Origin of the sequence: Erwinia sp. MMLR14_017, assembly GCF_033657285.1 — a bacterium.
Classification (GTDB): domain Bacteria; phylum Pseudomonadota; class Gammaproteobacteria; order Enterobacterales; family Enterobacteriaceae; genus Erwinia.
The window spans coordinates 492,766-519,337 of sequence record NZ_JAWVWP010000001.1; the positions used below are offsets into that span (position 1 = coordinate 492,766).

24 protein-coding genes are annotated in these 26,572 nt (G+C 55.8%); 17 read left to right on the forward strand and 7 right to left on the reverse strand.

Going from position 1 to position 26,572, the window contains the following annotated elements:
- The first annotated feature begins 5 nt into the window (after positions 1–5).
- From SD961_RS02325 to lpxC, 13 genes are all read left to right on the forward strand, one after another.
- A complete protein-coding gene (locus tag SD961_RS02325) occupies positions 6–1,772 on the forward strand; it encodes a peptidoglycan glycosyltransferase FtsI (protein WP_318788788.1) in 1,767 nt (588 codons plus the stop codon).
- Positions 1,759–3,246, forward strand: a complete 1,488-nt coding sequence (murE, locus tag SD961_RS02330; protein WP_318788789.1) for a UDP-N-acetylmuramoyl-L-alanyl-D-glutamate--2,6-diaminopimelate ligase — start codon at positions 1,759–1,761, stop codon at positions 3,244–3,246. Before SD961_RS02325 ends, murE begins: the two co-directional genes overlap by 14 nt.
- Complete coding sequence (murF, locus tag SD961_RS02335; RefSeq protein ID WP_318788790.1) at positions 3,243–4,604, forward strand: UDP-N-acetylmuramoyl-tripeptide--D-alanyl-D-alanine ligase; 1,362 nt, start codon at positions 3,243–3,245, stop codon at positions 4,602–4,604. The genes murE and murF overlap by 4 nt, the downstream gene beginning before the upstream one ends.
- The gene (gene mraY, locus SD961_RS02340; RefSeq protein WP_318788791.1) at positions 4,598–5,680 is read left to right on the forward strand and encodes a phospho-N-acetylmuramoyl-pentapeptide-transferase; all 1,083 of its coding nucleotides are present in this window, start codon (positions 4,598–4,600) and stop codon (positions 5,678–5,680) included. The genes murF and mraY overlap by 7 nt, the downstream gene beginning before the upstream one ends.
- 2 nt (positions 5,681–5,682) lie before the next feature.
- Positions 5,683–6,999 (forward strand): UDP-N-acetylmuramoyl-L-alanine--D-glutamate ligase, encoded by a 1,317-nt coding sequence (gene murD / locus SD961_RS02345; RefSeq protein WP_318788792.1) that lies wholly within the window; start codon positions 5,683–5,685, stop codon positions 6,997–6,999.
- Positions 6,999–8,213 (forward strand): cell division protein FtsW, encoded by a 1,215-nt coding sequence (ftsW, locus tag SD961_RS02350; RefSeq protein WP_318788793.1) that lies wholly within the window; start codon positions 6,999–7,001, stop codon positions 8,211–8,213. The genes murD and ftsW overlap by 1 nt, the downstream gene beginning before the upstream one ends.
- Positions 8,210–9,268: an undecaprenyldiphospho-muramoylpentapeptide beta-N-acetylglucosaminyltransferase gene (murG, locus tag SD961_RS02355; protein WP_318788794.1), complete on the forward strand. Its 1,059-nt coding sequence runs from the start codon at positions 8,210–8,212 to the stop codon at positions 9,266–9,268. The genes ftsW and murG overlap by 4 nt, the downstream gene beginning before the upstream one ends.
- A 69-nt stretch (positions 9,269–9,337) precedes the next feature.
- Positions 9,338–10,813: a UDP-N-acetylmuramate--L-alanine ligase gene (gene murC, locus SD961_RS02360; RefSeq protein ID WP_318788795.1), complete on the forward strand. Its 1,476-nt coding sequence runs from the start codon at positions 9,338–9,340 to the stop codon at positions 10,811–10,813.
- On the forward strand, positions 10,806–11,726 hold the full coding sequence (locus SD961_RS02365; protein WP_318788797.1) for a D-alanine--D-alanine ligase: 921 nt from the start codon (positions 10,806–10,808) through the stop codon (positions 11,724–11,726). Before murC ends, SD961_RS02365 begins: the two co-directional genes overlap by 8 nt.
- 1 nt (position 11,727) lies before the next feature.
- Positions 11,728–12,564 (forward strand): cell division protein FtsQ, encoded by an 837-nt coding sequence (gene ftsQ / locus SD961_RS02370; protein ID WP_318788798.1) that lies wholly within the window; start codon positions 11,728–11,730, stop codon positions 12,562–12,564.
- On the forward strand, positions 12,564–13,820 hold the full coding sequence (gene ftsA, locus SD961_RS02375; RefSeq protein ID WP_013200760.1) for a cell division protein FtsA: 1,257 nt from the start codon (positions 12,564–12,566) through the stop codon (positions 13,818–13,820). Before ftsQ ends, ftsA begins: the two co-directional genes overlap by 1 nt.
- Positions 13,821–13,891: 71 nt before the next feature.
- Positions 13,892–15,049, forward strand: a complete 1,158-nt coding sequence (gene ftsZ, locus SD961_RS02380; RefSeq protein WP_318788799.1) for a cell division protein FtsZ — start codon at positions 13,892–13,894, stop codon at positions 15,047–15,049.
- Between the two features lie 101 nt (positions 15,050–15,150).
- Positions 15,151–16,068 (forward strand): UDP-3-O-acyl-N-acetylglucosamine deacetylase, encoded by a 918-nt coding sequence (gene lpxC / locus SD961_RS02385; RefSeq protein ID WP_318788800.1) that lies wholly within the window; start codon positions 15,151–15,153, stop codon positions 16,066–16,068.
- 7 nt (positions 16,069–16,075) lie between these two features.
- Here lpxC and SD961_RS02390 read toward each other — a convergent pair whose 3' ends face one another.
- Positions 16,076–16,591 (reverse strand): DUF721 domain-containing protein, encoded by a 516-nt coding sequence (locus tag SD961_RS02390; RefSeq protein ID WP_318788801.1) that lies wholly within the window; start codon positions 16,589–16,591, stop codon positions 16,076–16,078.
- Between the two features lie 20 nt (positions 16,592–16,611).
- On the opposite strand from SD961_RS02390, the gene secM reads away from it, so the two are divergent.
- The 3 genes from secM (at position 16,612) to mutT (ending at position 20,400) form a co-directional block, all read left to right on the forward strand.
- A complete protein-coding gene (gene secM / locus SD961_RS02395; protein WP_318788802.1) occupies positions 16,612–17,112 on the forward strand; it encodes a secA translation cis-regulator SecM in 501 nt (166 codons plus the stop codon).
- A 76-nt stretch (positions 17,113–17,188) separates the two neighbouring features.
- Complete coding sequence (secA, locus tag SD961_RS02400) at positions 17,189–19,894, forward strand: preprotein translocase subunit SecA (RefSeq protein WP_318788803.1); 2,706 nt, start codon at positions 17,189–17,191, stop codon at positions 19,892–19,894.
- A gap of 110 nt (positions 19,895–20,004) precedes the next feature.
- Positions 20,005–20,400 carry an 8-oxo-dGTP diphosphatase MutT gene (mutT, locus tag SD961_RS02405; RefSeq protein ID WP_318788804.1) on the forward strand — a complete coding sequence of 132 codons (396 nt, stop codon included), beginning with the start codon at positions 20,005–20,007 and terminating at the stop codon, positions 20,398–20,400.
- A 31-nt stretch (positions 20,401–20,431) separates the two neighbouring features.
- On the opposite strand, the gene yacG is transcribed toward mutT, so the two are convergent.
- Genes yacG through coaE form a run of 3 tightly spaced genes read right to left on the reverse strand, consistent with a single transcriptional unit; the run spans position 20,432 to position 22,009 of the window.
- Positions 20,432–20,641 carry a DNA gyrase inhibitor YacG gene (gene yacG / locus SD961_RS02410; protein ID WP_318788805.1) on the reverse strand — a complete coding sequence of 70 codons (210 nt, stop codon included), beginning with the start codon at positions 20,639–20,641 and terminating at the stop codon, positions 20,432–20,434.
- Between the two features lie 11 nt (positions 20,642–20,652).
- Positions 20,653–21,396, reverse strand: a complete 744-nt coding sequence (gene zapD / locus SD961_RS02415) for a cell division protein ZapD (protein WP_318788806.1) — start codon at positions 21,394–21,396, stop codon at positions 20,653–20,655.
- A gap of 4 nt (positions 21,397–21,400) precedes the next feature.
- Positions 21,401–22,009: a dephospho-CoA kinase gene (coaE, locus tag SD961_RS02420; protein ID WP_318788807.1), complete on the reverse strand. Its 609-nt coding sequence runs from the start codon at positions 22,007–22,009 to the stop codon at positions 21,401–21,403.
- 230 nt (positions 22,010–22,239) lie between these two features.
- Between coaE and SD961_RS02425 the strand changes: the two genes are divergently transcribed.
- Entirely contained in the window at positions 22,240–23,280 is a 1,041-nt protein-coding gene (locus SD961_RS02425; RefSeq protein WP_318788808.1) for a GMP reductase, read from the forward strand.
- Between the two features lie 170 nt (positions 23,281–23,450).
- Here SD961_RS02425 and hofC read toward each other — a convergent pair whose 3' ends face one another.
- The 3 genes from hofC to ppdD are packed head-to-tail and all read right to left on the reverse strand — an operon-like array spanning position 23,451 to position 26,499.
- Entirely contained in the window at positions 23,451–24,659 is a 1,209-nt protein-coding gene (hofC, locus tag SD961_RS02430) for a protein transport protein HofC (RefSeq protein WP_318788809.1), read from the reverse strand.
- Complete coding sequence (gene gspE / locus SD961_RS02435; RefSeq protein ID WP_318788930.1) at positions 24,656–26,050, reverse strand: type II secretion system protein GspE; 1,395 nt, start codon at positions 26,048–26,050, stop codon at positions 24,656–24,658. Before gspE ends, hofC begins: the two co-directional genes overlap by 4 nt.
- Complete coding sequence (gene ppdD, locus SD961_RS02440) at positions 26,050–26,499, reverse strand: prepilin peptidase-dependent pilin (protein WP_318788810.1); 450 nt, start codon at positions 26,497–26,499, stop codon at positions 26,050–26,052. The genes gspE and ppdD overlap by 1 nt, the downstream gene beginning before the upstream one ends.
- Positions 26,500–26,572 lie beyond the last annotated feature (73 nt).

A 26,572-nucleotide genomic window follows, 5' to 3' on the forward strand; every position in this document is an offset into this window, starting at 1 on the left:
ATGGAATGAAATCCGCAGCTAAGAAGTTAAAGCGCAATGAAGATCAGGCCAGCTTTGTCAGCTGGCGTTTTGCGTTGCTGTGCGGCTGCATTTTACTGGCTCTGGGTGGGCTGCTTTCCCGCGTCGCTTATCTGCAGGTTATTAATCCCGATAAGCTGGTGCGGGAAGGTGACATGCGTTCGCTGCGCGTCCAGGCCGTTCCCACTGCTCGCGGCATGATTACTGACCGCGCGGGTCGCCCCCTGGCGGTTAGCGTCCCGGTTAATGCTATCTGGGCCGACCCGAAAGAACTTCACGATAAGGGCGGTATTACGCTCGACAGCCGCTGGAAAGCTCTGTCAGACGCGCTCTCTATCCCGCTCGACCAACTCGCTGCCCGCGTCAACGCCAATCCTAAAGGACGATTTGTCTATCTGGCCCGCCAGGTGAACCCGGCGATTGGCGATTACATCAAAAAGCTCAAGCTGCCCGGCATCTTCCTGCGTGAAGAGTCCCGCCGCTACTATCCGGCAGGGCAGGTAACTTCGCATCTGATCGGCTTTACCAATATTGATGGTCAGGGCATTGAGGGCGTTGAAAAAAGCTTTGATAAGTGGCTGACCGGCCAGCCTGGCGAGCGCACGGTGCGTAAAGACCGGTTTGGACGCGTTATTGAAGATATCTCCTCCGTGGATAGCCGGGCTGCACACAATCTCGCTCTGAGCATTGATGAACGTTTGCAGGCGCTGGTCTACCGCGAACTTAACAATGCTGTGGCTTTTAACAAAGCGGAATCTGGCACGGCGGTACTGGTGGATGTTAATACCGGTGAAGTGCTGGCGATGGCTAACAGCCCGGCCTATAACCCGAACAACCTCACCGGTACGACCAAAGATGTGATGCGTAACCGCGCCATTACCGACATCTTCGAGCCGGGTTCAACCGTCAAGCCGATGGTGGTGATGACCGCCCTGCAACACGGTGTGGTAAAAGAAAACAGCGTACTGAATACCGTTCCATATCGCGTTAACGGTCATGAAATCAAAGACGTGGCGCGCTATAACGAACTGACCTTAACCGGGGTTCTGCAGAAATCGAGTAACGTCGGTGTGTCAAAGCTGGCGTTAGCGATGCCATCCTCAGCGTTAGTAGATACTTACGCGCGCTTTGGATTGGGAAAGGCGACCAATTTGGGGTTGGTCGGAGAAAGCAGTGGCTTATATCCTCAAAAACAACGGTGGTCTGACATAGAGAGGGCCACCTTCTCTTTCGGCTATGGGCTAATGGTAACGCCGTTACAGTTAGCGCGAGTCTACGCCACGATCGGCAGCTATGGCGTCTTTCGTCCGCTGTCGATTACCAAAGTTGACCCGCCTGTTTCGGGTCAGCGCGTGTTTCCTGAAGAGCTGGTTCGCACCGTAATGCACATGATGGAGAGCGTAGCGCTCCCCGGTGGCGGTGGTGTGAAGGCGGCTATCAAAGGTTATCGCATCGCCATCAAGACCGGTACGGCGAAGAAAGTTGGGCCGGATGGGCGTTACGTCAATAAATATATCGCTTATACCGCAGGCGTTGCGCCTGCAAGCCGTCCTCGTTTTGCGCTGGTGGTGGTGATCAACGATCCCCAGGCTGGCAAATATTACGGTGGTGCAGTTTCTGCACCGGTGTTTGGCGCCATCATGGGCGGCGTGTTGCGCACCATGAACATCGAACCTGATGCGCTGCCGCCAGCCCCAACGGATAAAAACGAGATGGCAGAGAACAGAAGAGAGGGATCCAGTGACCGATCGTAGCCTGCGCGACCTACTTGCCCCGTGGGTGCCAGCGGCCCCTGAGCGGGCGCTGCATGAAATGATCCTCGACAGCCGTCTGGCGGCGTCCGGCGATCTGTTTGTCGCTATTAAAGGCCATGCGGCAGATGGGCGCCGCTTTATTTCACAGGCTATCGCTCAGGGCGTAGCTGCCGTGATTGCCGAAGCGGAAGGTGAGGCCGAAGATGGTCATATCACTGAAAAACATGGCGTTCCGGTTATTTATCTCTCACAACTTTCACAGCGTCTTTCTGCGCTGGCAGGCCGCTTTTATCAGCAGCCTGGCGAAAAGCTTCGCCTGATTGGCGTGACCGGCACCAACGGAAAAACCACTACCACTCAGCTGTTGGCTCAGTGGGGCCAGCTTCTGGGGGAAACGGGTGCGGTGATGGGAACCGTTGGCAACGGACTCTATGGTCATCTTGTGCCAGCGGAAAATACCACCGGGTCGGCAGTGGATATCCAGCATACGCTGCATTCACTGGTTGAGCAGGGTGCGACGCTGGCCGCAATGGAAATATCCTCGCATGGCCTGGTTCAGCACCGTGTGGCGGCGCTGCCTTTTGCTGCGGCTGCCTTTACCAACCTGAGCCGCGACCATCTCGATTATCACGGTGACATGACGCGCTATGAAGCCGCGAAGTGGCTGCTGTTCTCCGAGCATCAGGTAGGGCAGGCGATTATTAACGCCGATGACGAAGTGGGCCGCCGCTGGTTGCAGCTGCTGCCGGACGCCGTAGCCGTAACTCTGGAAGATAATCTGCAGCCCGGCTGTCATGGACGCTGGCTGAAAGCCACTAACGTAAAGTACCACGACAACGGCGCCACCCTCCGCTTCGACTCCAGCTGGGGCGAGGGGGAAATTGAGAGCCGCCTGATGGGCGCATTCAACGTCAGCAACCTGCTGGTCGCGCTGGGCACGCTGCTGGCGCTGGGCTATCCGCTGGCATCGTTAGTCGCCACGGGGAGTCATCTTCAGCCGGTGACCGGACGTATGGAGGTGTTCAGTGCGCCAGGTAAGCCGACCGTAGTGGTCGACTACGCGCATACGCCTGATGCGTTAGAAAAAGCGCTGGAGGCTGCCCGTCTGCACTGCACCGGTAAACTGTGGTGCGTCTTTGGCTGCGGCGGCGATCGTGACAAAGGCAAGCGCCCGTTAATGGGGGCCATTGCCGAGCAATTTTCTGACGTGGTGGTCATTACCGACGACAACCCACGCAGCGAAGATCCTGCCGCTATCGTGGCCGATATTCTCTCCGGGCTGCTTGATGCAGGCCGTGCCCGCGTGGTGGCCGGTCGTGCAGAAGCTGTCACTAACACAGTTATGCAGGCGCAGGAAGGCGACATTGTTCTGGTTGCCGGAAAAGGCCATGAAGATTACCAGATTGTCGGCACGCGTCGGCTGGATTACTCAGACCGCAGCACGGTCGCCCGTTTACTGGGGGTGATGGCATGATCGCACTCACTTTGCAAAAGCTGGCAGAGCTGACGGGAGGAACGTTGTACGGCGGCGATCTTTCCATTGCTGAAGTCACAACCGATACGCGCAAAGTTACCGCTGGTTGCCTGTTTGTCGCCCTCAAGGGGGAGCGTTTTGATGCGCACGACTTCGCAGGCGATGCCATGGCCGCCGGTTCGGCAGCTCTGTTGGTTAGTAAGCACTTACCCGTTGCTGTGCCGCAGGTGGTGGTGGCGGATACGCGTCTCGCGCTCGGCCAGCTGGCTGGCTGGGTTCGCCAGCAATCCCAGGCACGTATTGTGGCGCTGACCGGCTCTTCCGGTAAAACCTCAGTCAAAGAGATGACCGCCGCTATTCTGCGGGAATGTGGTGAAACCCTCTATACCGCTGGAAATCTTAATAACGATCTCGGCGTTCCGCTTACCCTGCTGCGTCTTAACCAACAGCACCTCTATGCGGTGATTGAGTTAGGGGCTAACCATCAGGGCGAGATCGCTTACACCACCAATATTACCCGGCCTGAGTCCGCGCTGGTGAATAACCTGGCGGCGGCGCATCTGGAGGGATTTGGTTCGCTGGCGGGCGTGGCGAAAGCCAAAGGGGAGATTTTTCAGGGCTTGCCGGTTAACGGCACGGCTATTTTAAATGCGGACAGCAACGACTGGCCGCACTGGCAGCATACCCTGCACAGTAAAACCGTGTGGCGTTTCTCATCCGAGCCGCAGGCCGACAGCGATTTCACCGCGACGGATGTCCAGGTCACCAGCACCGGCACGCATTTCATGATGATTACCCCAGCGGGCAGCGTTGCCATCCAACTGCCGCTGCCGGGCCGCCATAACATCGCCAATGCACTGGCGGCAGCGGCGCTGGCCCTCTCGGTCGATGCGCCGTTAAGCGCCATTCAGAAAGGTTTAACCCATCTCAAAGCGGTACCCGGCCGTCTGTTCCCGGTGCTGTTAGCGGAAAATAAGCTGCTGCTGGATGACAGCTATAACGCCAACGTAGGGTCGATGACTGCGGCAGCTCAGGTGCTTGCCGAGATGCCTGGCTACCGGGTAATGGTGGTAGGGGACATGGCGGAACTGGGTAATGAAGCTGAAGAGTGTCACCGTGAGGTGGGCGAAGCGGCTCGCCTGGCAGGCATCGATAAAGTGTTAAGCACCGGAAAGTTGAGCCATATCATCAGCGAGGCCAGCGGAAAGGGCGAACATCTTCAGGATAAAGCGGCCATCACGGCGCGCCTTCAGGCGCTGCTCGCTGAGCATCCCGTTATCACTATTTTAGTTAAAGGTTCACGTAGTGCCGCCATGGAGCAGGTAGTACAGAGCTTACAGGAGAATGGAACATGTTAGTCTGGCTGGCCGAGCATCTGGTCACTTTTTATTCTGGCTTTAACGTCTTTTCCTATCTGACGTTTCGCGCCATTGTCAGCCTGCTGACCGCTCTGTTTATCTCCTTATGGATGGGGCCGCGGATGATTGCCCGCCTGCAGGAGATGTCCTTTGGCCAGGTGGTACGTAACGACGGCCCGGAATCACATTTCAGTAAACGCGGCACGCCAACCATGGGCGGGATTATGATCCTGTTCTCCATCACCGTTTCCGTGCTGATGTGGGCTTACCCTTCTAACCCTTATGTCTGGTGCGTGCTGGTGGTGCTGGTAGGTTTTGGCATCATTGGCTTCGTGGATGATTACCGCAAAGTGGTGCGCAAAGATACCAAAGGATTGATCGCCCGCTGGAAATATTTCTGGATGTCGGTGATCTCTCTGGGTGTTGCCTTTGCGTTATACGCTGCCGGTAAAGGGACACCGGCCACGCAACTGGTGGTCCCCTTCTTCAAAGACGTTATGCCGCAGCTGGGCCTGTTCTACGTGGTGCTGGCTTATTTCGTGATTGTGGGCACGGGCAACGCCGTTAACCTGACGGATGGTCTGGATGGTCTGGCCATTATGCCTACTGTATTTGTTGCGGCTGGTTTCGCTCTGGTGGCCTGGGCAACAGGTAACGTTAAATTTGCTGAATATCTGCACATTCCTTATTTACGTCATGCGGGCGAGCTGGTGATTGTCTGTACTGCCATTGTGGGTGCTGGCCTCGGCTTCCTGTGGTTCAACACCTATCCGGCTCAGGTCTTTATGGGCGACGTCGGTTCTCTGGCTCTGGGCGGCGCGCTGGGTACCATCGCGGTGCTGCTTCGTCAGGAGTTCCTGCTGGTGATCATGGGCGGCGTATTTGTGGTGGAAACGCTGTCGGTGATCCTGCAGGTCGGCTCGTTTAAATTACGCGGCCAGCGCATTTTCCGCATGGCGCCGATCCATCACCACTACGAACTGAAAGGCTGGCCGGAGCCGCGCGTTATCGTGCGCTTCTGGATTATTTCTCTGATGCTGGTGCTGATTGGCCTGGCAACGCTGAAGGTGCGGTAAGAATGGCTGACTATCAGGGTAAAAAAGTGGTCATCATCGGGTTGGGCCTGACCGGGCTTTCCTGTGTTGAGTTCTTTTTAGCGCGCGGCGTGACGCCACGCGTGATGGATACCCGTGTCTCCCCGCCAGGCCTGGAGAAGCTGCCAGAGAACGTTGAGCGCTGGACCGGTTCCCTGAATGATGCCTGGCTGCTGGCAGCCGATCTGATTATTGCCAGTCCGGGTATGGCGCTGGCGCACCCCTCGCTTATGGACGCCGCCGCAGCTGGCGTGGAAATCGTTGGCGATATTGAACTCTTCTGTCGGGAAGCGCGGGCACCCGTTGTGGCCATCACCGGTTCAAACGGCAAGAGCACCGTGACTACTCTGGTAGGTGAAATGGCGAAAGCGGCGGGATGGCAGGTGGGTGTCGGGGGCAATATCGGGCTGCCTGCACTGCAATTGCTCGAACGGCCTGCACAGCTCTACGTGCTTGAACTCTCCAGCTTCCAGCTGGAAACCACGCACAGCCTGAAAGCGGCAGCCGCCACTGTGCTTAACGTTACCGAAGATCATATGGATCGCTACCCCTTTGGCATGCAGCAGTACCGCGCCGCCAAGCTGCGTGTATATGAGCAAGCCGCGGTTTGCGTGATGAATGCTGATGATGCACTAACCCTGCCGGTGCGTGGCCAGGATAGCCGCTGCGTCAGCTTTGGCGTGCAAGAGGGGGATTACCATCTCAGCATGCGCTCTGGTGAGAGCTGGCTGGCGTTTAAAGGTGAACAACTGCTGAACACCCGCGAAATGACGCTGGTCGGTCAGCATAACCATACCAATGCCCTGGCGGCGCTGGCACTGGCTGAGGCCGTTGGCCTGCCGCGCGCATCCTGCCTGCAGGCTTTGACTTCGTTCAACGGCCTGGCTCACCGCTTCCAGATCGCACTGGATCGTAACGGCGTGCGCTGGATCAACGACTCCAAGGCCACCAACGTGGGCAGTACCGAAGCCGCCCTGAATGGATTACAGGTGCAGGGCACCTTATGGCTGTTGCTGGGGGGCGACGGCAAGTCTGCTGACTTCAGTCCGCTGGCCCGTTACCTGCAGGGCGACAACGTACGGACTTACTGCTTTGGACGCGATGCGGAAGCGTTAGCTGCGCTGCGTCCCGAGATTGCTGTTCAGACCGCAACGCTGGCTGAGGCGATGACGCAGATCGCCCGCCAGGTGAAACCGGGCGATATGGTGCTTCTGTCGCCAGCCTGCGCCAGTCTGGATCAATTTAAAAGCTTCGAGCAGCGCGGCGAAGCGTTTACTCAACTGGCTAAGGAGCTTGGCTAATGCGTGTTCCTGGTTTAAGCCTGGCCGGCGGCATCACGAATCGTCTGAAAGAGTGGGTCATGGGCCCACGAGAGAGCGACGCCAGCTCCATGGTTCTTTATGATCGCACGCTGCTTTGGCTGACCATCGGTCTGGCGGTGTTGGGATTTGTTATGGTGACCTCCGCGTCAATGCCGGTAGGGCAGCGTCTGTCGGACGATCCCTTCTATTTCGCCAAGCGTGACGCCTTCTATATTGTGCTGGCGCTGGGTATGGCGCTGGTGACTCTGCGGATCCCGATGGCGTTCTGGCAGCGCTACAGCAATATCATGCTGATGGTGACGATACTGATGCTGCTGGTGGTGCTGGTGGTGGGCAGCTCGGTAAACGGTGCCTCGCGCTGGATTGCTTTAGGGCCTTTGCGTATTCAGCCAGCAGAACTGTCAAAGCTGTCGCTGTTCTGCTACCTCGCCAGCTATCTGGTGCGCAAGGTAGAAGAGGTGCGTAACAACTTCTGGGGCTTCTGTAAGCCGATGGGCGTGATGGTAGTGCTGGCCGTACTGCTGCTGGCTCAGCCGGATCTCGGCACCGTGGTAGTGCTGTTTGTGACCACGCTGGCGATGCTGTTCCTGGCGGGTGCCAAGCTTTGGCAGTTCCTGGCCATTATCGGCTCCGGGATCTTCGCTGTCTGCCTGCTGATTGTCGCTGAACCCTATCGTATGCGCCGCGTAACGTCGTTCTGGAATCCGTGGGAAGATCCCTTCGGCAGCGGTTATCAGCTGACCCAGTCGCTGATGGCCTTTGGACGAGGTGAATTCTGGGGCCAGGGCCTCGGCAATTCCGTGCAGAAACTGGAGTATTTACCGGAAGCGCACACCGATTTTATCTTCTCCATTATCGGGGAGGAACTGGGTTATATCGGTGTGGTTTTAGCCCTGTTAATGGTATTCTTCGTCGCTTTTCGCGCGATGTCCATTGGCCGTCGTGCGCTTGAGCTCGACCAGCGTTTTGCCGGCTTTCTGGGCTGCTCTATCGGCGTCTGGTTCAGCTTCCAGGCGCTGGTAAACGTCGGCGCGGCTGCGGGTATGCTGCCCACCAAAGGGCTGACGCTGCCGCTGATTAGTTACGGCGGTTCCAGCCTGATCATTATGTCGACGGCTATCGTGTTTTTGTTACGAATTGATTATGAAACGCGCCTGGCGAAAGCACAGGCCTTTACGCGAGGTAGTCGATGACAGGGAAGCGACTGATGGTGATGGCTGGCGGGACCGGTGGACACGTTTTCCCCGGACTGGCGGTTGCGCACCATCTGATGGCGCAGGGCTGGCAGGTTCGCTGGCTCGGTACCGCAGACCGGATGGAAGCTGACCTGGTGCCAAAGCATGGCATTGAAATCGATTTCATTCGTATCAGCGGACTGCGCGGCAAAGGGCTGAAAGCCCAGCTTAGCGCGCCGCTGCGCATTTTTAATGCGGTGCGCCAGGCCAGAGCGATTATGAAAGCGTATAAGCCGGATGTGGTATTAGGTATGGGCGGTTACGTTTCCGGCCCCGGCGGGTTGGCAGCCTGGAGCTGCGGCGTCCCGGTGGTGCTGCATGAACAGAATGGCATTGCTGGTTTAACCAATAAGTGGCTGGCAAAAATTGCTAAAAAAGTGATGCAGGCGTTTCCGGGTGCCTTCCCCGATGCGGAAGTAGTGGGGAACCCGGTTCGCACCGATGTGCTGGCGCTGCCTCTTCCTGAAGCGCGCCTGGCTGACCGCAGCGGCCCGGTTCGCGTGCTGATTATTGGCGGCAGCCAGGGCGCGCGTATTCTTAATCAGACGATGCCGCAGGTTGCAGCGAAATTGGGTAATGCGGTCTCCCTCTGGCATCAGGTAGGGAAGGGCGCACTGGCTGAGGTTAATCAGGCGTATCAGCAGGTTAACCAGACGCAGCATAAGGTCACCGAATTTATCGATGACATGGCTGCGGCTTATGCCTGGGCTGACGTGGTGGTGTGCCGATCCGGCGCGCTGACCGTAAGCGAAGTGGCCGCCGCAGGCCTTCCGGCAATCTTTGTGCCGTTCCAGCATAAAGATCGCCAGCAGTACTGGAATGCGTTGCCGCTGGAGCAGGCGGGCGCCGCCAAAATTTATGAACAGCCGCAGTTTACTGCGGAGGTAGTGGCAGAGACGCTGGCTCACTGGGATCGTCCGACTTTGCTGCAGATGGCAGCCAAAGCCCGTGCCGTAGCGATCCCTGATGCGACCGAAAGGGTCGCCCTGGAAGTCAGCAAGGCTGCGCTTTAACTGAGAATTTACGGGACGACAAAGTTCGGCCCGCAACCCGGCACCCACAGGTGCTGACAGGCAGAAGAGATGAATACACAACAACTGGCAAAACTGCGTTCTATCGTGCCCGAGATGCGTCGCGTCCGGCACATTCACTTTGTTGGCATCGGTGGTGCCGGCATGGGCGGTATTGCCGAAGTGTTGGCTAACGAAGGGTATGAAATCAGCGGTTCAGATCTGGCCCCTAACGCAGTGACCCAGCATCTGAGCAAGCTTGGCGCAACCATCTATTTTAATCATCGCGCTGAAAACGTCAGCAATGCCAGCGTGGTGGTGGTTTCTACCGCTGTTTCTCAGGATAACCCGGAGATCATTGCCGCGCGTGAAGCACGCATTCCGGTTATTCGCCGTGCAGAGATGCTGGCTGAGCTGATGCGTTTCCGCCACGGCATCGCCGTTGCTGGTACGCACGGCAAAACAACCACCACGGCGATGGTCTCCAGTATTTATGCCGAAGGTGGGCTGGATCCGACTTTTGTCAACGGTGGCCTGGTCAAGGCGGCGGGCACGCACGCGCGTCTGGGCAGCAGCCGCTATCTGATCGCTGAAGCGGATGAGAGCGACGCCTCTTTCCTGCACCTTCAGCCGATGGTGGCGATTGTCACCAATATTGAAGCTGACCATATGGACACCTATCAGGGCGACTTTGAGAACCTGAAGCAGACGTTCATCAACTTCCTGCATAACCTGCCGTTTTATGGCCGTGCGGTGCTCTGTGTTGATGATGCGGTTATCCGGGATTTGATCCCGCGCGTCGGACGGCAGATAACCACCTATGGCTTCAGTGAAGATGCGGACGTGCGCATTGCAAGCTATGAGCAGTATGGCGCTCAGGGACATTTCACCCTGGCCCGCCATGACAAGCCGCTGATGCGCGTCACCCTGAATGCGCCAGGCCGTCATAACGCGCTGAACGCGGCTGCTGCGGTGGCGGTGGCCACGGAAGAAGGCATTGAGGATGAGGAGATCCTCAGCGCGCTGGAAAGCTTCCAGGGAACGGGACGCCGCTTTGATTTCCTCGGCGAATACCCGATTCAGGATGTGAACGGTAAGCCAGGCACCGCAATGCTGGTGGATGATTACGGTCACCATCCTACAGAGGTCGATGTGACTATCCAGGCCGCACGAGCGGGCTGGCCGGACAAGCAGCTGGTGATGATTTTCCAGCCGCATCGCTATACCCGTACCCGTGATTTATATGACGATTTTGCCAATGTGCTGTCTCAGGTAGATGTCCTGCTGATGCTGGATGTTTATTCCGCCGGAGAGACGCCGATTCCGGGCGCGGACAGCCGCTCGCTTTGCCGCACAATTCGGGGACGTGGCAAGGTAGATCCTATTCTGGTCTCCGACCATGAGACCGTGCTGGATATGCTGGCGCCTAAGCTCTCCGGCAACGATTTAATCCTGGTCCAGGGGGCCGGCAACGTCGGACGCATTGCCCGTACGCTGTCAGAACTTAAGTTACAACCGCAGACGAAAGAAGGGGAACATCATGGCTGAGAAAGTAGCGGTATTGCTGGGTGGCACCTCTGCGGAGCGCGAAGTGTCGCTGATGTCGGGAAAAGCGGTGCTGGCGGGGCTGATTGAAGCCGGTATTGACGCACATGCTGTTGATATCCGTGATTTCCCGGTCATGCGCCTGAAAGAAGAGGGCTTTGAAAAGGCCTTTATCGCGCTGCATGGCCGTGGCGGCGAAGACGGTACGCTACAGGGCGTCTTAGAGTTCCTGAATATCCCTTACACCGGCAGTGGCGTTATGGCCTCTGCCATCACTATGGACAAACTGCGCACCAAACTGCTCTGGCAGGGGTGTGGGCTGCCCATCGCCCCTTATGTGGCTATTGGCCGCCAGGAGATGGATGCCGGACTCAGTGCGGAAACCGAAGCGAAAATCGCTGCACTTGGATTACCGCTCTTCGTTAAACCGAGCAGCGAAGGTTCCAGCGTAGGCATCAGCCGCGTTAACCAGGCTGACTCGCTTCAGGCTGCGCTGACTGAAGCCTTCCGCCACGACGATGAAGTGCTGGTGGAAGCCTTTTTAAGCGGGCCTGAATATACCGTAGCGGTGATTGGCGACGAAATATTGCCTTCAATACGAATAAATGCGGTTTCTGAGTTCTATGACTATGAAGCAAAATATTTTTCTGACGATACTGAATACTTCTGCCCAAGCGGATTATCTGCTGAACAGGAAGCAGAACTCAGCAGAATCGTCATTAAAGCCTGGCGCGCATTAGGCTGCAGCGGCTGGGGTCGTGTAGACGTCATGATGGGCGGAGATGGCCAGTTTTATCTGCTGGAGGTGAACACCTCGCCAGGGATGACCGGTCACAGTCTGGTTCCGATGGCTGGAAAGCAAGCTGGCATGAGCTTCTCTCAGCTGGTGGCGCGCATTCTGGAGCTGGCCGACTGATATGTCCCAGGCCGCTCTGAATGTCCGAAACCGTGAAGCGCAGGAAAAGGCGCGATCCGGGCGCAGTAATGGTACACGGCTGGCGGGTATCCTCTTTTTGACGATGGTACTGGGCGTCATGCTCGCCGGTGGCTTTGTGGTGGTTAAGTGGATGGATGATGCTTCCCGTCTGCCGCTCTCCCGGCTGGTGGTGACCGGGCAGACGCACTACACCACTAATGATGATATTCGTCAGGCGATTTTATCGCTCGGCGCGCCAGGTACGTTTATGTCGCAGGATGTGGACATTATACAACAGCAGATTGAACGTCTGCCGTGGATCCAGCAGGTAAGCGTCCGTAAGCAGTGGCCAGACGAGTTAAAGATCCATCTGGTTGAGTATGTGCCCGTGGCGCGCTGGAATGATCTGCATATGGTTGATGCCGAGGGTAAATCGTTCACGGTGCCAGCCAGCCACATCGGCAAGGAAGAGATGCCGATGCTCTATGGGCCTGAGGGCAGCGAGACAGAAGTGCTGACCGGTTATCACCAGATGAGCGATCTGCTGGCGGCGAGTAAATTTAAATTGAAGGTGGCGTCGATGACCGCACGGCGGTCCTGGCAACTGGTGTTGAGCGATGATGTCCGGCTGGAGCTGGGACGCAACGAAGATATGAAACGGCTAAAACGTTTCATTCAGCTCTATCCTACGCTGCAGCAACAGGCACAGGCAGAAAACAAGCGTATCAGTTACGTGGATCTGCGGTATGACTCTGGCGCGGCAGTTGGATGGGCACCGGCAGAAATCAAGACCCCCGACAGTAATCAGCAACAGAATCAGGCACAGGTTAAACAATAATGATCAAGTCGACGGACAGAAAACTGGTAGTTGGACTCGAGATTGGCACCGCAAAGGTCGCCGCATTGGTAGGTGAAATTCTGCCCGATGGCATGGTCAATATCATTGGTGTAGGCAGCTGTCCGTCCCGCGGAATGGATAAAGGCGGCGTGAACGATCTGGAGTCGGTGGTGAAGTGCGTTCAGCGCGCCATCGACCAGGCAGAGCTGATGGCGGACTGCCAGATTTCCTCGGTTTACCTTGCATTATCGGGCAAACACATCAGTTGCCAGAACGAAATAGGGATGGTTCCTATTTCCGAAGAGGAAGTGACGCAGGAAGATGTGGAGAATGTGGTTCATACCGCCAAATCCGTTCGTGTTCGTGATGAGCACCGGATCCTCCATGTTATTCCGCAAGAATATGCGATCGACTATCAGGAAGGGATCAAAAACCCGGTCGGCTTGTCCGGCGTGCGGATGCAGGCAAAAGTGCATTTGATCACCTGTCACAATGATATGGCGAAAAACATCGTAAAAGCTGTTGAACGATGTGGCCTGAAAGTTGACCAACTGATTTTCGCCGGTCTGGCCTCCAGTTTTGCGGTGCTGACCGAAGATGAACGTGAGTTGGGCGTCTGCGTGGTGGACGTGGGCGGCGGTACGATGGATATCGCGGTCTATACCGGTGGCGCGCTGCGTCACACCAAAGTGATCCCCTATGCAGGGAACGTGGTCACCAGCGATATTGCGTACGCATTTGGTACGCCGCCGACCGATGCTGAAGCGATTAAAGTCCGTCACGGCTGCGCGTTGGGTTCTATCGTGGGCAAAGACGAAAACGTGGAAGTGCCAAGCGTGGGTGGGCGTCCACCACGCAGCCTGCAGCGGCAGACCCTGGCAGAGGTGATTGAGCCTCGTTACACCGAGCTGTTGAATCTGGTCAACGACGAGATTCTGCAGTTGCAGGAGCAGCTTCGCCAGCAGGGCGTTAAGCACCATCTTGCGGCAGGCATTGTTCTGACCGGCGGTGCGGCACAGATTGAAGGCCTGGCGGCTTGCGCCCAGCGTGTGTTCCACACCCAGGTGCGTATCGGACAGCCGCTGAACATCACAGGACTAACGGATTACGCGCAGGAGCCTTACTACTCAACGGCGGTAGGCTTACTGCACTACGGAAAAGAGTCTCATCTTAACGGTGAGGCGGATGTAGAAAAAAGAGCCTCAGTGGGCAACTGGTTCAAACGAATCAACAGCTGGCTGAGAAAAGAGTTTTAATTTAGAGAAAAGGGGATCATGCTAGAGTTATTTATGATCTCCAGGCGACAGGCACATAACGGAGAGAAATTATGTTTGAACCAATGGAATTAACCAATGACGCGGTGATTAAAGTCATCGGCGTCGGCGGCGGCGGCGGTAACGCCGTAGAGCATATGGTGCGCGAACGCATCGAAGGCGTAGAGTTTTTCGCGGTAAATACCGACGCTCAGGCGTTGCGTAAAACGGCTGTGGGTCAGACTATCCAGATCGGTAACGGTATCACCAAAGGTCTGGGTGCGGGTGCGAACCCGGAAGTGGGCCGTAACTCTGCAGAAGAAGATCGTGAAGCACTGCGTCAGGCACTGGAAGGTGCAGACATGGTGTTTATCGCTGCCGGTATGGGCGGTGGTACCGGAACCGGTGCTGCGCCAGTGGTAGCAGAAGTGGCCAAAGAATTGGGTATCCTGACGGTTGCTGTGGTGACCAAGCCTTTCAATTTTGAAGGCAAAAAGCGCATGGCGTTTGCCGAGCAGGGTATTGCTGAGCTTTCCAAGCATGTCGATTCTCTGATTACTATTCCCAACGACAAGCTACTGAAAGTGCTCGGCCGTGGCATCTCTCTGCTTGACGCGTTTGGCGCGGCTAACGACGTGCTGAAAGGCGCGGTTCAGGGTATTGCCGAGCTGATTACCCGTCCTGGCCTGATGAACGTCGACTTTGCTGACGTGCGCACTGTGATGTCCGAAATGGGCTACGCGATGATGGGTTCAGGCGTGGCTTGCGGTGAAGACCGTGCAGAAGAAGCGGCGGAAATGGCTATCTCCAGCCCACTGCTGGAAGATATCGACCTTTCTGGCGCGCGTGGTGTGCTGGTTAACATCACCGCTGGTTTCGACCTGCGTCTGGATGAGTTCGAAACGGTAGGTAACACCATCCGTGCATTCGCTTCTGACAATGCGACCGTGGTTATCGGTACCTCGCTCGACCCAGAAATGAATGACGAACTGCGCGTGACCGTGGTTGCTACCGGTATTGGCATGGACAAACGTCCAGAGATTACCCTGGTGACCAACAAGCAGCAGCAGACTCAGCCAGTGATGGATCATCGTTATCAGCAGCACGGTATGGCGCCGCTGCCACAGGAACAAAAACCTGCGGCAAAAGTGGTCAACGATCCGGGCGCGCAAACTAACAAAGAGCCTGATTATCTGGATATTCCGGCCTTCCTGCGTAAGCAGGCGGATTAAGAATTTCCTGAGAATTGGGATTCTCCGCTCTTTGTGCTAAAGTCTTCGCCCGTCAGTAAGTTATACTGGCGGTCGGATGAGTAATTTTGCGAGATAATACGATGATCAAACAACGGACATTAAAACGTATTGTTCAGGCGACTGGCGTCGGTTTGCATACCGGCAAAAAAGTCACGCTTACGTTGCGCCCTGCTGCGGCTAATACCGGGGTCATCTATCGTCGCACTGACTTGAATCCACCGGTTGATTTCCCGGCTGATGCCAAATCCGTGCGTGATACCATGCTCTGTACTTGCCTGGTTAATGAGCATGACGTGCGTATTTCGACAGTCGAACACCTGAACGCCGCTTTAGCGGGTCTGGGCATTGATAACATTGTGGTGGAAGTGAACGCGCCTGAAATTCCTATCATGGATGGCAGCGCCGCCCCCTTTGTTTATCTGCTGATGGACGCGGGTATTGAAGAACTGAATTCGGCGAAAAAATTTGTCCGCATCAATCAACCAGTCCGGGTTGAAGATGGCGACAAATGGGCAGAATTCCGTCCGCATAATGGTTTTACGTTAGATTTCACTATCGACTTTAACCATCCTGCAATCGACGCCAGCTCACAGCGCTACAGCATGGATTTCTCTGCTGAAGCCTTCGCCCGTCAGATCAGCCGTGCCCGTACTTTCGGCTTTATGCGTGATATCGAAGCACTGCAGTCCCGTGGCCTCTGCCTGGGCGGCAGCTTTGATTGTGCCATCGTGGTAGATGATTACCGCGTTCTTAACGAAGATGGTTTACGTTTTGAAGACGAATTCGTCCGTCACAAAATGCTGGACGCCATTGGCGACCTGTTTATGTGTGGTCATAACATCATTGGTGCATTCACTGCATTCAAGTCTGGCCATGCGTTAAACAACAAGCTGCTGCAGGCGGTGTTGGCCAAGCAGGAAGCCTGGGAATGGGCAACGTTTGAAGACGAAGCCGAGCTGCCGGTGACCTTCAGGGCGCCTAATCTGGTTCTGGCATAAGTCAGAACTACTTATTACGACTGGTTGAGCTGGTACTCTCTCCGGCCAGTGAGGCCAGTCGTTCTATTATCCTCTTGAGTTTTTCAGGGCTTCGGCTCGCCACACTCCGCAATATTTCCGCACTCTGTTCGCTTAACTGACGCCCTGGCACATTTTCTTCCGCTGCCGACTGACTGCCGCTTTTTTGCACGCTTTCCTGCGCTTTTGCTGCCAGTGAAGGATTTATGGTGATGTCGATCGCCGTCAATGATGGTAATATTTGCGCTCGTAAAGCTGACAGCAGGCTGGATTGTTCGTAGCGTAAGCGCATCATCCAACTGGCATTAGCGGTTTCGAGCACCAGAATGCCCTGGCGGAAATTCGCCACACGGCACCAGGGATGCATCTGAGCAGGGAGTATGCCCTGCACGGCGCGGTTAAGCTTATTGAGCGCAATCGCGCGCTGCTGAATAGTTTGCAGCACGCCCTGGCCTTCGGTAGTTTCGAATAAATTTTCAATTGATTGCGGGCGACTATCACGCATAGCAGGCTCCGGCGGAAACAGTGATCGGTATTCTAAATCGTTGGCGACAATTTGGCAGACGTTATTTCTGGCCGCATCTCCTGTTGGGGATGGTCGCGGCCGGGCTTGGCCTGCCTCACGCTGCCAGCGAGAGAACAACTTTACCAGAAACCGCCTCCAGAAGTCTGAATATCAGCAGCGTGGCGCGCTTCGACAGCCTGGCGCTGCTGCATGAAAGCGTCCGGCGTCCTAATTTCAACGTGGATTACTGGCATCAGCACGCCATCCGCACCGTTATCCGTCATCTCTCCTTCACGCTGACACCAGCAAGACAGCCCACGGCCGAACGGGTTATCCCGCTCGAAGTGCAAAAGCTGGCGCTGCTGGACACGCTGAACGCGCTGTTGACCCATGAAGCCAGGCCACCGACGATCATTCGTCAGACTACCGGGCGTCAGGTTGCAGTAAAAACGCAGCACCAGACAGGCCTCTGGCTGGCTCAGGTTCAGGGCATTCGTGCCGGGCCGGGCGCTCTCGCATAACGTTACGTTCAGTTAACCCCTTCGAAAAACAGAGTGCTTCACCCCATCAGGTGGTGGCCGAGAGAATTTATTTACTATGTTAATCAAATTATTAACCAAAGTTTTTGGTAGCAGTAACGACCGTACCCTGCGCCGCATGCGCAAAACCGTTGATCAGATCAACAAGATGGAACCCGATTTTGAAAAGCTTTCTGATGATGAGCTGAAAGCGAAAACAGGTGAGTTCCGCGCACGTCTGGAAAAAGGCGAAGAGCTGGAAAACCTGATCCCGGAAGCGTTTGCGACCGTGCGTGAAGCCAGTAAGCGCGTGTTTGGTATGCGTCACTTTGACGTGCAGCTGCTGGGCGGTATGGTGCTGAATAACCGCTGTATCGCAGAAATGCGTACCGGTGAGGGTAAAACCCTGACGGCAACGCTGCCAGCCTATCTGAATGCGCTGAGTGGCAAAGGCGTTCACGTGGTAACGGTGAATGACTATCTGGCGCAGCGTGATGCTGAAAACAACCGTGCATTATTCGAATTCCTCGGCCTGAGCATCGGCATCAACCTGCCCGGCATGCCAGCTCCCGCCAAGCGCGAAGCCTATGCTGCCGATATCACCTACGGTACCAACAACGAATACGGTTTTGACTACCTGCGCGACAACATGGCGTTCAGCCCGGAAGACCGCGTACAGCGTAAGCTGAACTATGCGCTGGTGGATGAGGTTGACTCCATCCTGATCGATGAGGCCCGCACGCCGCTGATTATTTCCGGTCCGGCTGAAGACAGCTCCGAACTCTATATTCGGGTGAATAAAATCATTCCAAACCTGATCCGTCAGGAAAAAGAAGATTCAGATTCCTTCCAGGGCGAAGGTCACTTCTCTGTGGATGAAAAAGCCCGCCAGGTTCACCTGACCGAGCGTGGTCTGGTCGCCATTGAAGAGCTGATGGTTAGCGAAGGCATCATGGAAGAGGGCGAGTCTCTCTATTCGCCTGGTAACATCATGATGATGCACCACGTCACCGCCGCGCTGCGTGCTCACGTCCTGTTTACCCGCGACGTGGACTACATCGTGAAAGATGGTGAAGTGGTTATCGTGGATGAACACACCGGGCGTACCATGTCGGGTCGTCGCTGGTCCGATGGCCTGCACCAGGCGATTGAAGCCAAAGAGGGCGTGGAAATCCAGAATGAGAACCAGACGCTGGCATCCATTACCTTCCAGAACTACTTCCGTCTCTACGACAAACTGGCCGGGATGACCGGTACGGCAGATACCGAGGCCTTTGAATTCAGCTCTATCTACAAGCTGGAAACTATTGTGGTGCCTACCAACCGTCCGATGGTGCGTAAAGATCTGGCGGATCTGGTTTACATGACCGAGAAAGAGAAGATCGATGCGATCATCGAAGATATTCGTGAGCGTACCGCCAACGGCCAGCCGGTGCTGGTGGGGACTATCTCCATTGAGAAATCAGAAGTGGTTTCTGAGGAGCTGACGCGTGCGGGCATCAAGCATGAAGTGTTGAACGCCAAGTTCCACGCCCGCGAGGCAGATATTGTTGCGCAGGCGGGGCAGCCAGGTGCGGTCACCATCGCCACCAACATGGCGGGTCGTGGTACGGATATCGTGCTGGGCGGCAGCTGGCAGGCAGAAATCGCCGCGCTGGAAGCGCCAACCGCTGAACAGATTGAAGCTATCAAAAGCGCCTGGAAAATCCGTCACGATGCCGTGCTGGCATCCGGTGGCCTGCACATTATCGGTACCGAGCGTCATGAATCGCGCCGTATCGATAACCAGTTGCGTGGTCGTTCAGGTCGTCAGGGCGATAACGGTTCTTCCCGCTTCTACTTGTCGATGGAAGATGCGCTGATGCGTATCTTTGCCTCGGATCGCGTCTCTAACATGATGCGTAAACTGGGTATGAAGCCTGGCGAAGCGATTGAGCATCCGTGGGTAACCAAAGCGATTGCTAACGCACAGCGTAAAGTAGAGAGCCGTAACTTCGATATTCGTAAGCAACTGCTGGAGTATGATGACGTCGCTAACGACCAGCGCCGTGCTATCTACAGCCAGCGTAACGAACTGCTGGATGTTTCTGACGTTTCTGAAACTATCAACAGCATCCGTGACGATGTCTTCAAAACCACTATCGATACCTATATTCCACCGCAGTCACTGGAAGAGATGTGGGATGTGGCTGGTCTGGAAGAGCGCCTGAAAAACGATTTCGATCTCGATATGCCGGTGAAAGAGTGGCTGGACAAAGAGCCAGAGCTGCATGAAGAGACGCTGCGTGAACGCATTATGGAGCAGGCGAAAGAGCAGTATCATCGCAAAGAGGAAGTGGTCGGCGTTGAGATGATGCGCAACTTCGAAAAAGGGGTAATGCTGCAAACGCTGGACTCACTGTGGAAAGAGCATCTGGCAGCGATGGATTACCTGCGTCAGGGTATACATCTGCGTGGTTACGCGCAGAAAGATCCTAAGCAGGAATACAAGCGTGAATCCTTCGCCATGTTTGCCGCCATGCTGGAATCCCTGAAGTACGAAGTGATCAGCACCCTGTGCAAAGTCCAGGTACGTATGCCGGAAGAAGTGGAAGCGATGGAAGAGCAGCGCCGTGAAGAGGCTGAGCGCCTTGCACAGCAGCAACAGCTGAGCCATGTGGACACGGACACCGAAGCGGCAATAGATCTCGCCGAAGCCACGGGCGAACGTAAAGTGGGCCGTAACGATCCCTGCCCTTGTGGCTCAGGTAAGAAATTCAAGCAGTGCCATGGCCGCCTCGCTTAACGGCAGGTGAGTCAACAAGGGCTGGAGCTTCTCTCCAGCCCTTTTTTATTGCCATTCCGGCATAACGCTGGAATAGTGGCGGAGTGTTAAGTTTCTCAGAGTGAAAGGCAATGAAGCATCTGCAAGTGGCGGTCGGCATTATCCGCGATCGGCAACACAATATATTTCTGGCACGGCGTTCGGCCAGTTCGCATATGGCGAATATGTGGGAGTTCCCCGGCGGCAAAATAGAGCCGGGTGAAACGCCGGAAGAGGCGTTGAAACGCGAATTACAGGAAGAAACCGGTATTGAGGTTGAACATGCGATGGCTTATGGCCAGGGAGAGCATGCAGACAGTAATTTTCGCGTTACGCTGCACTTCTTTATTGTCGATCGCTGGCAGGGCGAGCCATGGGGCCGTGAAGGACAGCCCCAGCGCTGGGTGGCGCAACGGGAACTGGTGGCGGAGGAATTTCCTCCTGCCAACGCCAGCATCGTCCTGAAACTGTTAGCAGAAGTCCAGTAACACTTCTCCCGCCCGACCGGGCGGGAGCGCTTTAATCGCGGTGTGGCTCCTGCTCGCTCCACTCATCGCTCTCTGAAAGATCGCCGCTGCTGGCGATACGTTTCTCTTCCGCCGCCCATTCACCTAAATCGATCAGCTGGCAGCGCTTACTGCAAAACGGGCGCCACGGGCTCAGTTCATCCCAAATCACCTCTTTCGAGCAGGTGGGGCAGTTAACAACCATCACATCATCTTTATTCATAGCGCAGACCCTTAACAGCAGGCAAGTTCAAAATCCAGGCGTGCCGGTACTTCGCCGCGTTCGCTGTCTAACGGCAGAAAGCGAATCGCATAGCGGCTCTTGTGACCGGAAACCTGCGGATAGAGCGAGTCCTCCAGCGACAGCTGCAGACGCAGCAGTTCAGCGCCTTCAGCGTTATCCTGGAAGAAACCGTTCAGGCTGGTTTGCATACGGAACTCCCCGGACTGACGGATCAAATCCAGCAGCAGGGTGAGCGCTTCTTTGATCGGCATCAGCGAATCCATCCAGACGGCGACCTGCGCATCACGCAGTGACTGCTCAATATGCAGCCAGATATGCAGCGTAGGCAGGTCGAAACTGCAACAGCCGCCGGGAATGCTCAGGCGCTGACGCACCAGCCCAATCAAGCGCTCTTCACGCATCAGCTGGCCCATTCTTGGCGCAGCCATCAGGGTGGTGGAGCAGGCTTTGAGTTTGTCACGCAACGCAGCGATCAACTCCATATCTACCCCAGGAATTTCCGCCCAGGCGCGAAGTTTCTGCTGCTGTTTTTCCAGCTCTTTTACAATTTCGGTGCGCAGCTCACCGCGTTCAAAGACATCCAGCAGTTCCGCTGCGTTGCGGAAGAACGTTAACGCACCAAGATGGTCGGTAATCGTTTTGCTGCTCTCTAACTGATTGGTTAAAAATTCAATTCGTAGCCATGTCCGCATCTTTTCATTCAGCGGATATTCAAATAATACGGTTGTGCTCATACTGTTAATCCTGGTGAGTTGCCCCTGCCAGCTGGCGGTAATACTGGTCAAGCTGGGCAACGCGCGCGGCCACCGAATCGGGTGACCCGCCGTTATCAATAATGTCGTCCGCCACGGCAAGGCGCTGCTCGCGCGTTGCCTGAGCGGCCAGAATATGTTCTGCCTGTTCGCGGCTGATACCATCCCTGGCAGCGGTGCGTCTTATCTGGGTCTCGCGATCCACATCGACGACCAGCACCCGGTTTGCCAGATGCTGAAGATTATTTTCCACCAACAGCGGCACTACCCATAAGCACCAGACGGAGTGGGTTTGTGCAAGCTGGCGGCGTGTTTCTGCCTGAATAAGCGGATGCAGCAGCGCATTGAGCCAGGCTTTGTCTTCCGCCGAGGTAAAAATACGTTGACGCAACGCTTTACGATCGAGGCTGCCATCAACGATGACCTCCCGGCCAAACCTGGATTCAATAGCCGCTAATGCAGGTTGGCCTGGCTCAACGACCTGGCGGGCAATCACGTCAGCATCGACCAGGTCTATCCCCCGGTCAGCAAAAGCGTTGGCGATGGTGGTTTTTCCGCTGCCGATACCACCGGTCAGCGCAACAGTATAGCGCATAAGCCTCTTTTCTCGTGGCTCTGATGTCAGTGCGGTTGGTAGCAAACGATTAGCAGCAACGGGTGTAAAAATGAGGCACAGTTCACAAGAGCGAATAGCAGATACAGTCAGCAGAGTGTAGCGTAAAAAAACCTGAATTCGCACCCTTGTCGGCGCGAATTTAGTGCGTATGATAGCGTCACTGGAGCTGGCTACTGCTGACTATTGCGCCTTCAACCAGGAAATCTATCATGCGTATTGAAGAAGATATTAAGTTAGGCTTTAAAGACGTCCTCATTCGGCCAAAGCGTTCCACGCTGAAAAGCCGTTCTCAGGTTGAACTCACCCGCCATTTCACCTTTAAACACTCCGGTGTTGCCTGGTCTGGCGTGCCGATCATCGCCGCCAATATGGATACCGTGGGCACTTTCACCATGGCAGAGGCGCTGGCATCATTTGACGTGCTCACCGCCGTGCACAAACATTACAGCGTTGAGCAATGGCAGCAGTTTGTCTCCCGCGTGCCGGAAAATGTGCTGCAGCATGTGATGGTTTCCACCGGCACCTCAGAGGCCGACTTCATCAAAATGAAGCAAATTCTGGCGCTCTCGCCTGCGCTGAACTTTATCTGTATCGATGTGGCGAACGGCTACTCCGAGCATTTTGTTGATTTTCTGAAACGGGCGCGTGAAGCCTGTCCTGGCAAAACCATCTGTGCCGGAAATGTGGTCACAGGCGAAATGGTCGAGGAGCTTATTCTCTCCGGCGCTGACATCGTTAAAGTAGGGATTGGACCAGGTTCGGTCTGCACTACGCGCGTAAAAACGGGCGTGGGTTATCCTCAGCTTTCTGCGGTGATTGAGTGCGCAGATGCGGCTCACGGTTTAGGTGGACAGATCGTCAGCGACGGCGGCTGTTCTGTCCCTGGCGATGTGGCTAAGGCGTTTGGCGGCGGAGCGGACTTTGTGATGCTGGGCGGCATGCTGGCTGCACACGATGAGTGTGAAGGCACCGTAGTGGAGGAGCAGGGTGAACAGTTTATGCTGTTCTATGGCATGAGTTCGGAGTCTGCGATGAAGCGGCACGTCGGCGGCGTGGCGGATTACCGGGCCGCTGAGGGTAAGACGGTTAAGCTTCCTGTTCGGGGGCCGGTGGAGTTCACCGCAAAAGATATTCTGGGTGGCTTACGCTCGGCCTGCACCTATGTAGGTGCAGAGCGCTTAAAAGAGCTGACCAAGCGCACCACGTTTATCCGTGTGGCGGAGCAGGAAAACCGCGTGTTTAATCGCTAACCCCTTACATGCCCGGCTGATCGATATCCTAAAGATGGGTCGGGCATGCGCGCTTGTAACATATCACCCATGCCTCAGAGCCATTAAAATCCTCCTCGGCATCACCCGGATTAAAATTCATCGATGCATCATCTGCATGGAAAACTCCGACGCATCATCCGGATTAAACATCATCCCAGCGTATCACCCAGATTGAAAATTGGCAGATACATGGCGATCACCAGCGCTCCCACCAGTAAGCCGGTAACCACCATCATTAGCGGTTCCAGCGCGGCTGCCAGATTATCCGCCAGCTCCTGTGTCGTCTCCTCATGCAGGTTTCCCAGCCGGGTTAACATGCTGTCCAGCGAACCAGACTCTTCCCCCACTTTCAGCAACTGATAACACAGAGCCGTAAAAAGGGTGTGCTGTTTCAGTGCCTGGTGCAGAGGATGGCCGCCAGCAATATGATGCTGAAGCCGCTGGACGGCTTCCCGCCACAGCCGATCGGCCAGCGTTCTCTCAACAGCCTGCAGGCTTTGCAACAGCGTCAGCCCGGCATGCTGCGTTAACGCCAGGGTCATAAAGATCTGGCTGAGCATCCCGCCCTGATACAATCTGCCGATTAAAGGCAGCGCTAACAGCCAACGTTGTAGGCGCTTCTGCCAGTGCGGCGACCGTCTGGTTTGCCATCGTAAAGCCATCCCGGATACTGCAACTACCATCAGTAACGCCAGCCCGTATCGCTGCAGCAAATGCGAGAGGGCAACAACGGCAGCTGTAAAAGTCGGAAGCGGCGCGTCAAAAGCGCTATAGACCGCCATAAACTCAGGCAGGACAAAGATCAGCATGCCGGTACTGACCACCAGCGCAAGGGCCAGAATAAACAGCGGATAACGCAGCGCCTTGTTGACCTTTTTCTGCAGCAGATGCTGACGCTCCTGCTGACCAGCCAGCTGAAGGCAGCACTCATCAATGCGTCCGGTCATCTCCCCTACAGACATCAGAGCGGGATAGAGCGGAGGGAATACTCCGGGCCAGCGGGCCAGCGCCTCTGAAAACGGGACGCCTTCAGCAACGTCGCCTTTAAGCTGCCCCAGTAAAGCCTGCCAGTATACAATTGCATGATCCTCTGCAATCAGGCTCAGGCTGGCAGAGAGCGTCATTCCGGCTTTAAGCAAAGTCGCTAACTGGCGAAACAGCGAAATTTTATGCTGTAGTTGCCACGCACTGGCCCGGACCCGCCTGCCGGAAGAAAGCGTCAGCGGCGTCAACGCCCTGGCCAGCAAGTTTTCCATCACCTCCTGTTGATCCTGACAAAAACAGGCGCCCCGATGCAGCTCTCCCTTGCTGGTTAACGCCTGCCAGCGAAACAAAAAGCGCTCGCTCTCTGAAATCATGCATTATCTCCTCCCACGATGCGGTTAAGCTCTTCCAGGGTGGTATCGCCCCGGTTTACAAAGTGAAGTCCTTCTACAAAAAGTGAGTTGCGTCCCTGCTGACGGGCGATTTCTGTCAGATGTTCAGCACTGCTCTCAGCAGCAATGGCGTTTTGCAGGCGGGCAGTGACTGGCAGCATTTCAAACAGCGCCAGCCTGCCATAAAAGCCTGAATAGCAGCGTTCACACCCCACAGCCTGCCAGTTCTGCACCGTGCCGGGCCAGATTGCTGACGGAAAATGGGCAACCGCCTCACCCGGCTTACGACAATGCGGGCAAAGTCGCCTGACCAGCCGCTGAGCGATAATCAATACCAGCGCGGAAGCCAGCAAATAGCCCGGAATGCCGATTTGCCCCATACGCGTCAGCGTTTCCGTCGTGGAGTTGGTGTGCAGCGTCGATAAGACCAGATGCCCGGTCTGCGCAGCCTTGATGGCTGTTTCTGCCGTTTCCCGATCGCGGATTTCACCCAGCATGATGACATCCGGATCCTGACGAAGCAGGGCGCGCAGAACCCGGTTGAAATCCAGGCCAGCTTTGGTGTGGATCTGGGTTTGATTGATCCCCGCCAGCGGGATTTCTATGGGATCTTCAACACTGCACAGATTGCGCGCCGGGGAGTTCAGCGAGCTTAATCCGCTATAGAGCGTAAACGTCTTGCCACTGCCAGTTGGGCCGGTTACCAGGATCAGACCCTGCGGACGGGCCAGCGCCTGACGATAGAGCTTCAGCGCGGCAGGAGGCATGCCCAGCTTTTCCAGCGCAACGGCATGAGGTTCGCTTTGCAGCAGGCGTATTACCGCTTTCTCGCCGTACTGTGTCGGCAGGGTGGAGAGGCGGAAAGAGGCGGATTTACCCTCAATCTCAGTGGTAAATTGTCCATCCTGCGGTATGCGGCGCTCGGTAATATCCAGGTTGGCCAGAATTTTCAGGCGGGCGAGCAGTGCCGCAACATTATGATGTTCACTACCGGCAACGCTTTGCAGTACGCCATCAATACGAAACCGTACGCGCAGCGCATCCCGCTGTGGTTCAATATGGATATCGGAAGCGCGCCGCTGGATGGCAAGTTGCAGCAGAGCCTGGATCTTCTCCGGTGCGGTTTCCCCCGATTCATTTTCCGGCGTGAATTTATTAGCAGGTTCCTCAACCTGGCGAAACTGTTCCAGCTGCGCCTGCGGCCAGCATTCAACCTCCAGCGTGCTCTGCGTGGCAAAGCGTAGCGCTTCAATCAGCGCATCATCCGGCGTCTCTGCCATTGCGAGGTGGAGCTTTTCAGGCGTAAATGCCAGAATCACCGCCTGATGACGTAAACAGAGGGCCTCTACCGCCCGCTGAGTGGATTGCGGGATCACTCTGCCACCTCCGTATCATCTTCAAAGCGAAAGACGCTCTGGCAGGCTTCTTTCAGGCTGGCCTGCTCGCTGGTGCAGCTTCGCTGCCAGCTGATTTGCCCCTGCGCAGCATCCCAGGTTGGGTTCATCGCTACGCTTAGCCCGTTCAGGCTCTCCTGGCCGGTAAGGGTAATCACACCTGCGGAGACGTTAATGGCGCTGACATAGCGTGACCCTTTGCCCGCAGGGATACCGTTGCTGCCTTCGCTACAGGTGCCGCTTCCTCCCTGCTCAATGATGCAGAGATCCACTGCCGTTTTATAGGGGATGGCGGTTTGCAACATATCGGTGAGGGCGGCTTTTTGCAGGTAGTTCTGGTAAGCGGGCAGGCCAATGGCGCTCAGGATGGCGATGATGGCAATCACAATCATCAGTTCAATCAGGGTAAATCCTTGCTGCTGCTTCATGCTAAACCTCCGTGTAGTTAAGAAGTTGGCAAGATAGCCTCAGCAGGAACGCTGAACCATCGGCAAAGCAGGC

Excerpts from the sequence above, each read along its gene's own strand:
- ftsZ (WP_318788799.1), top strand. The coding sequence starts at position 13,892 with ATGTTTGAACCAATGGAATTAACCAATGACGCGGTGATTAAAGTCATC.
- ftsQ (WP_318788798.1), top strand. The coding sequence starts at position 11,728 with ATGTCCCAGGCCGCTCTGAATGTCCGAAACCGTGAAGCGCAGGAAAAG.
- SD961_RS02325 (WP_318788788.1), top strand. The coding sequence starts at position 6 with ATGAAATCCGCAGCTAAGAAGTTAAAGCGCAATGAAGATCAGGCCAGC.
- coaE (WP_318788807.1), bottom strand. The coding sequence starts at position 22,009 with ATGCGCTATACTGTTGCGCTGACCGGTGGTATCGGCAGCGGAAAAACC.
- lpxC (WP_318788800.1), top strand. The coding sequence starts at position 15,151 with ATGATCAAACAACGGACATTAAAACGTATTGTTCAGGCGACTGGCGTC.
- SD961_RS02365 (WP_318788797.1), top strand. The coding sequence starts at position 10,806 with ATGGCTGAGAAAGTAGCGGTATTGCTGGGTGGCACCTCTGCGGAGCGC.
- zapD (WP_318788806.1), bottom strand. The coding sequence starts at position 21,396 with ATGAGCACAACCGTATTATTTGAATATCCGCTGAATGAAAAGATGCGG.
- hofC (WP_318788809.1), bottom strand. The coding sequence starts at position 24,659 with ATGATTTCAGAGAGCGAGCGCTTTTTGTTTCGCTGGCAGGCGTTAACC.
- murD (WP_318788792.1), top strand. The coding sequence starts at position 5,683 with ATGGCTGACTATCAGGGTAAAAAAGTGGTCATCATCGGGTTGGGCCTG.
- murF (WP_318788790.1), top strand. The coding sequence starts at position 3,243 with ATGATCGCACTCACTTTGCAAAAGCTGGCAGAGCTGACGGGAGGAACG.
- murC (WP_318788795.1), top strand. The coding sequence starts at position 9,338 with ATGAATACACAACAACTGGCAAAACTGCGTTCTATCGTGCCCGAGATG.
- yacG (WP_318788805.1), bottom strand. The coding sequence starts at position 20,641 with ATGAATAAAGATGATGTGATGGTTGTTAACTGCCCCACCTGCTCGAAA.
- mraY (WP_318788791.1), top strand. The coding sequence starts at position 4,598 with ATGTTAGTCTGGCTGGCCGAGCATCTGGTCACTTTTTATTCTGGCTTT.
- mutT (WP_318788804.1), top strand. The coding sequence starts at position 20,005 with ATGAAGCATCTGCAAGTGGCGGTCGGCATTATCCGCGATCGGCAACAC.
- ppdD (WP_318788810.1), bottom strand. The coding sequence starts at position 26,499 with ATGAAGCAGCAGCAAGGATTTACCCTGATTGAACTGATGATTGTGATT.
- murG (WP_318788794.1), top strand. The coding sequence starts at position 8,210 with ATGACAGGGAAGCGACTGATGGTGATGGCTGGCGGGACCGGTGGACAC.
- SD961_RS02390 (WP_318788801.1), bottom strand. The coding sequence starts at position 16,591 with ATGCGTGATAGTCGCCCGCAATCAATTGAAAATTTATTCGAAACTACC.
- SD961_RS02425 (WP_318788808.1), top strand. The coding sequence starts at position 22,240 with ATGCGTATTGAAGAAGATATTAAGTTAGGCTTTAAAGACGTCCTCATT.
- ftsA (WP_013200760.1), top strand. The coding sequence starts at position 12,564 with ATGATCAAGTCGACGGACAGAAAACTGGTAGTTGGACTCGAGATTGGC.
- ftsW (WP_318788793.1), top strand. The coding sequence starts at position 6,999 with ATGCGTGTTCCTGGTTTAAGCCTGGCCGGCGGCATCACGAATCGTCTG.
- secA (WP_318788803.1), top strand. The coding sequence starts at position 17,189 with ATGTTAATCAAATTATTAACCAAAGTTTTTGGTAGCAGTAACGACCGT.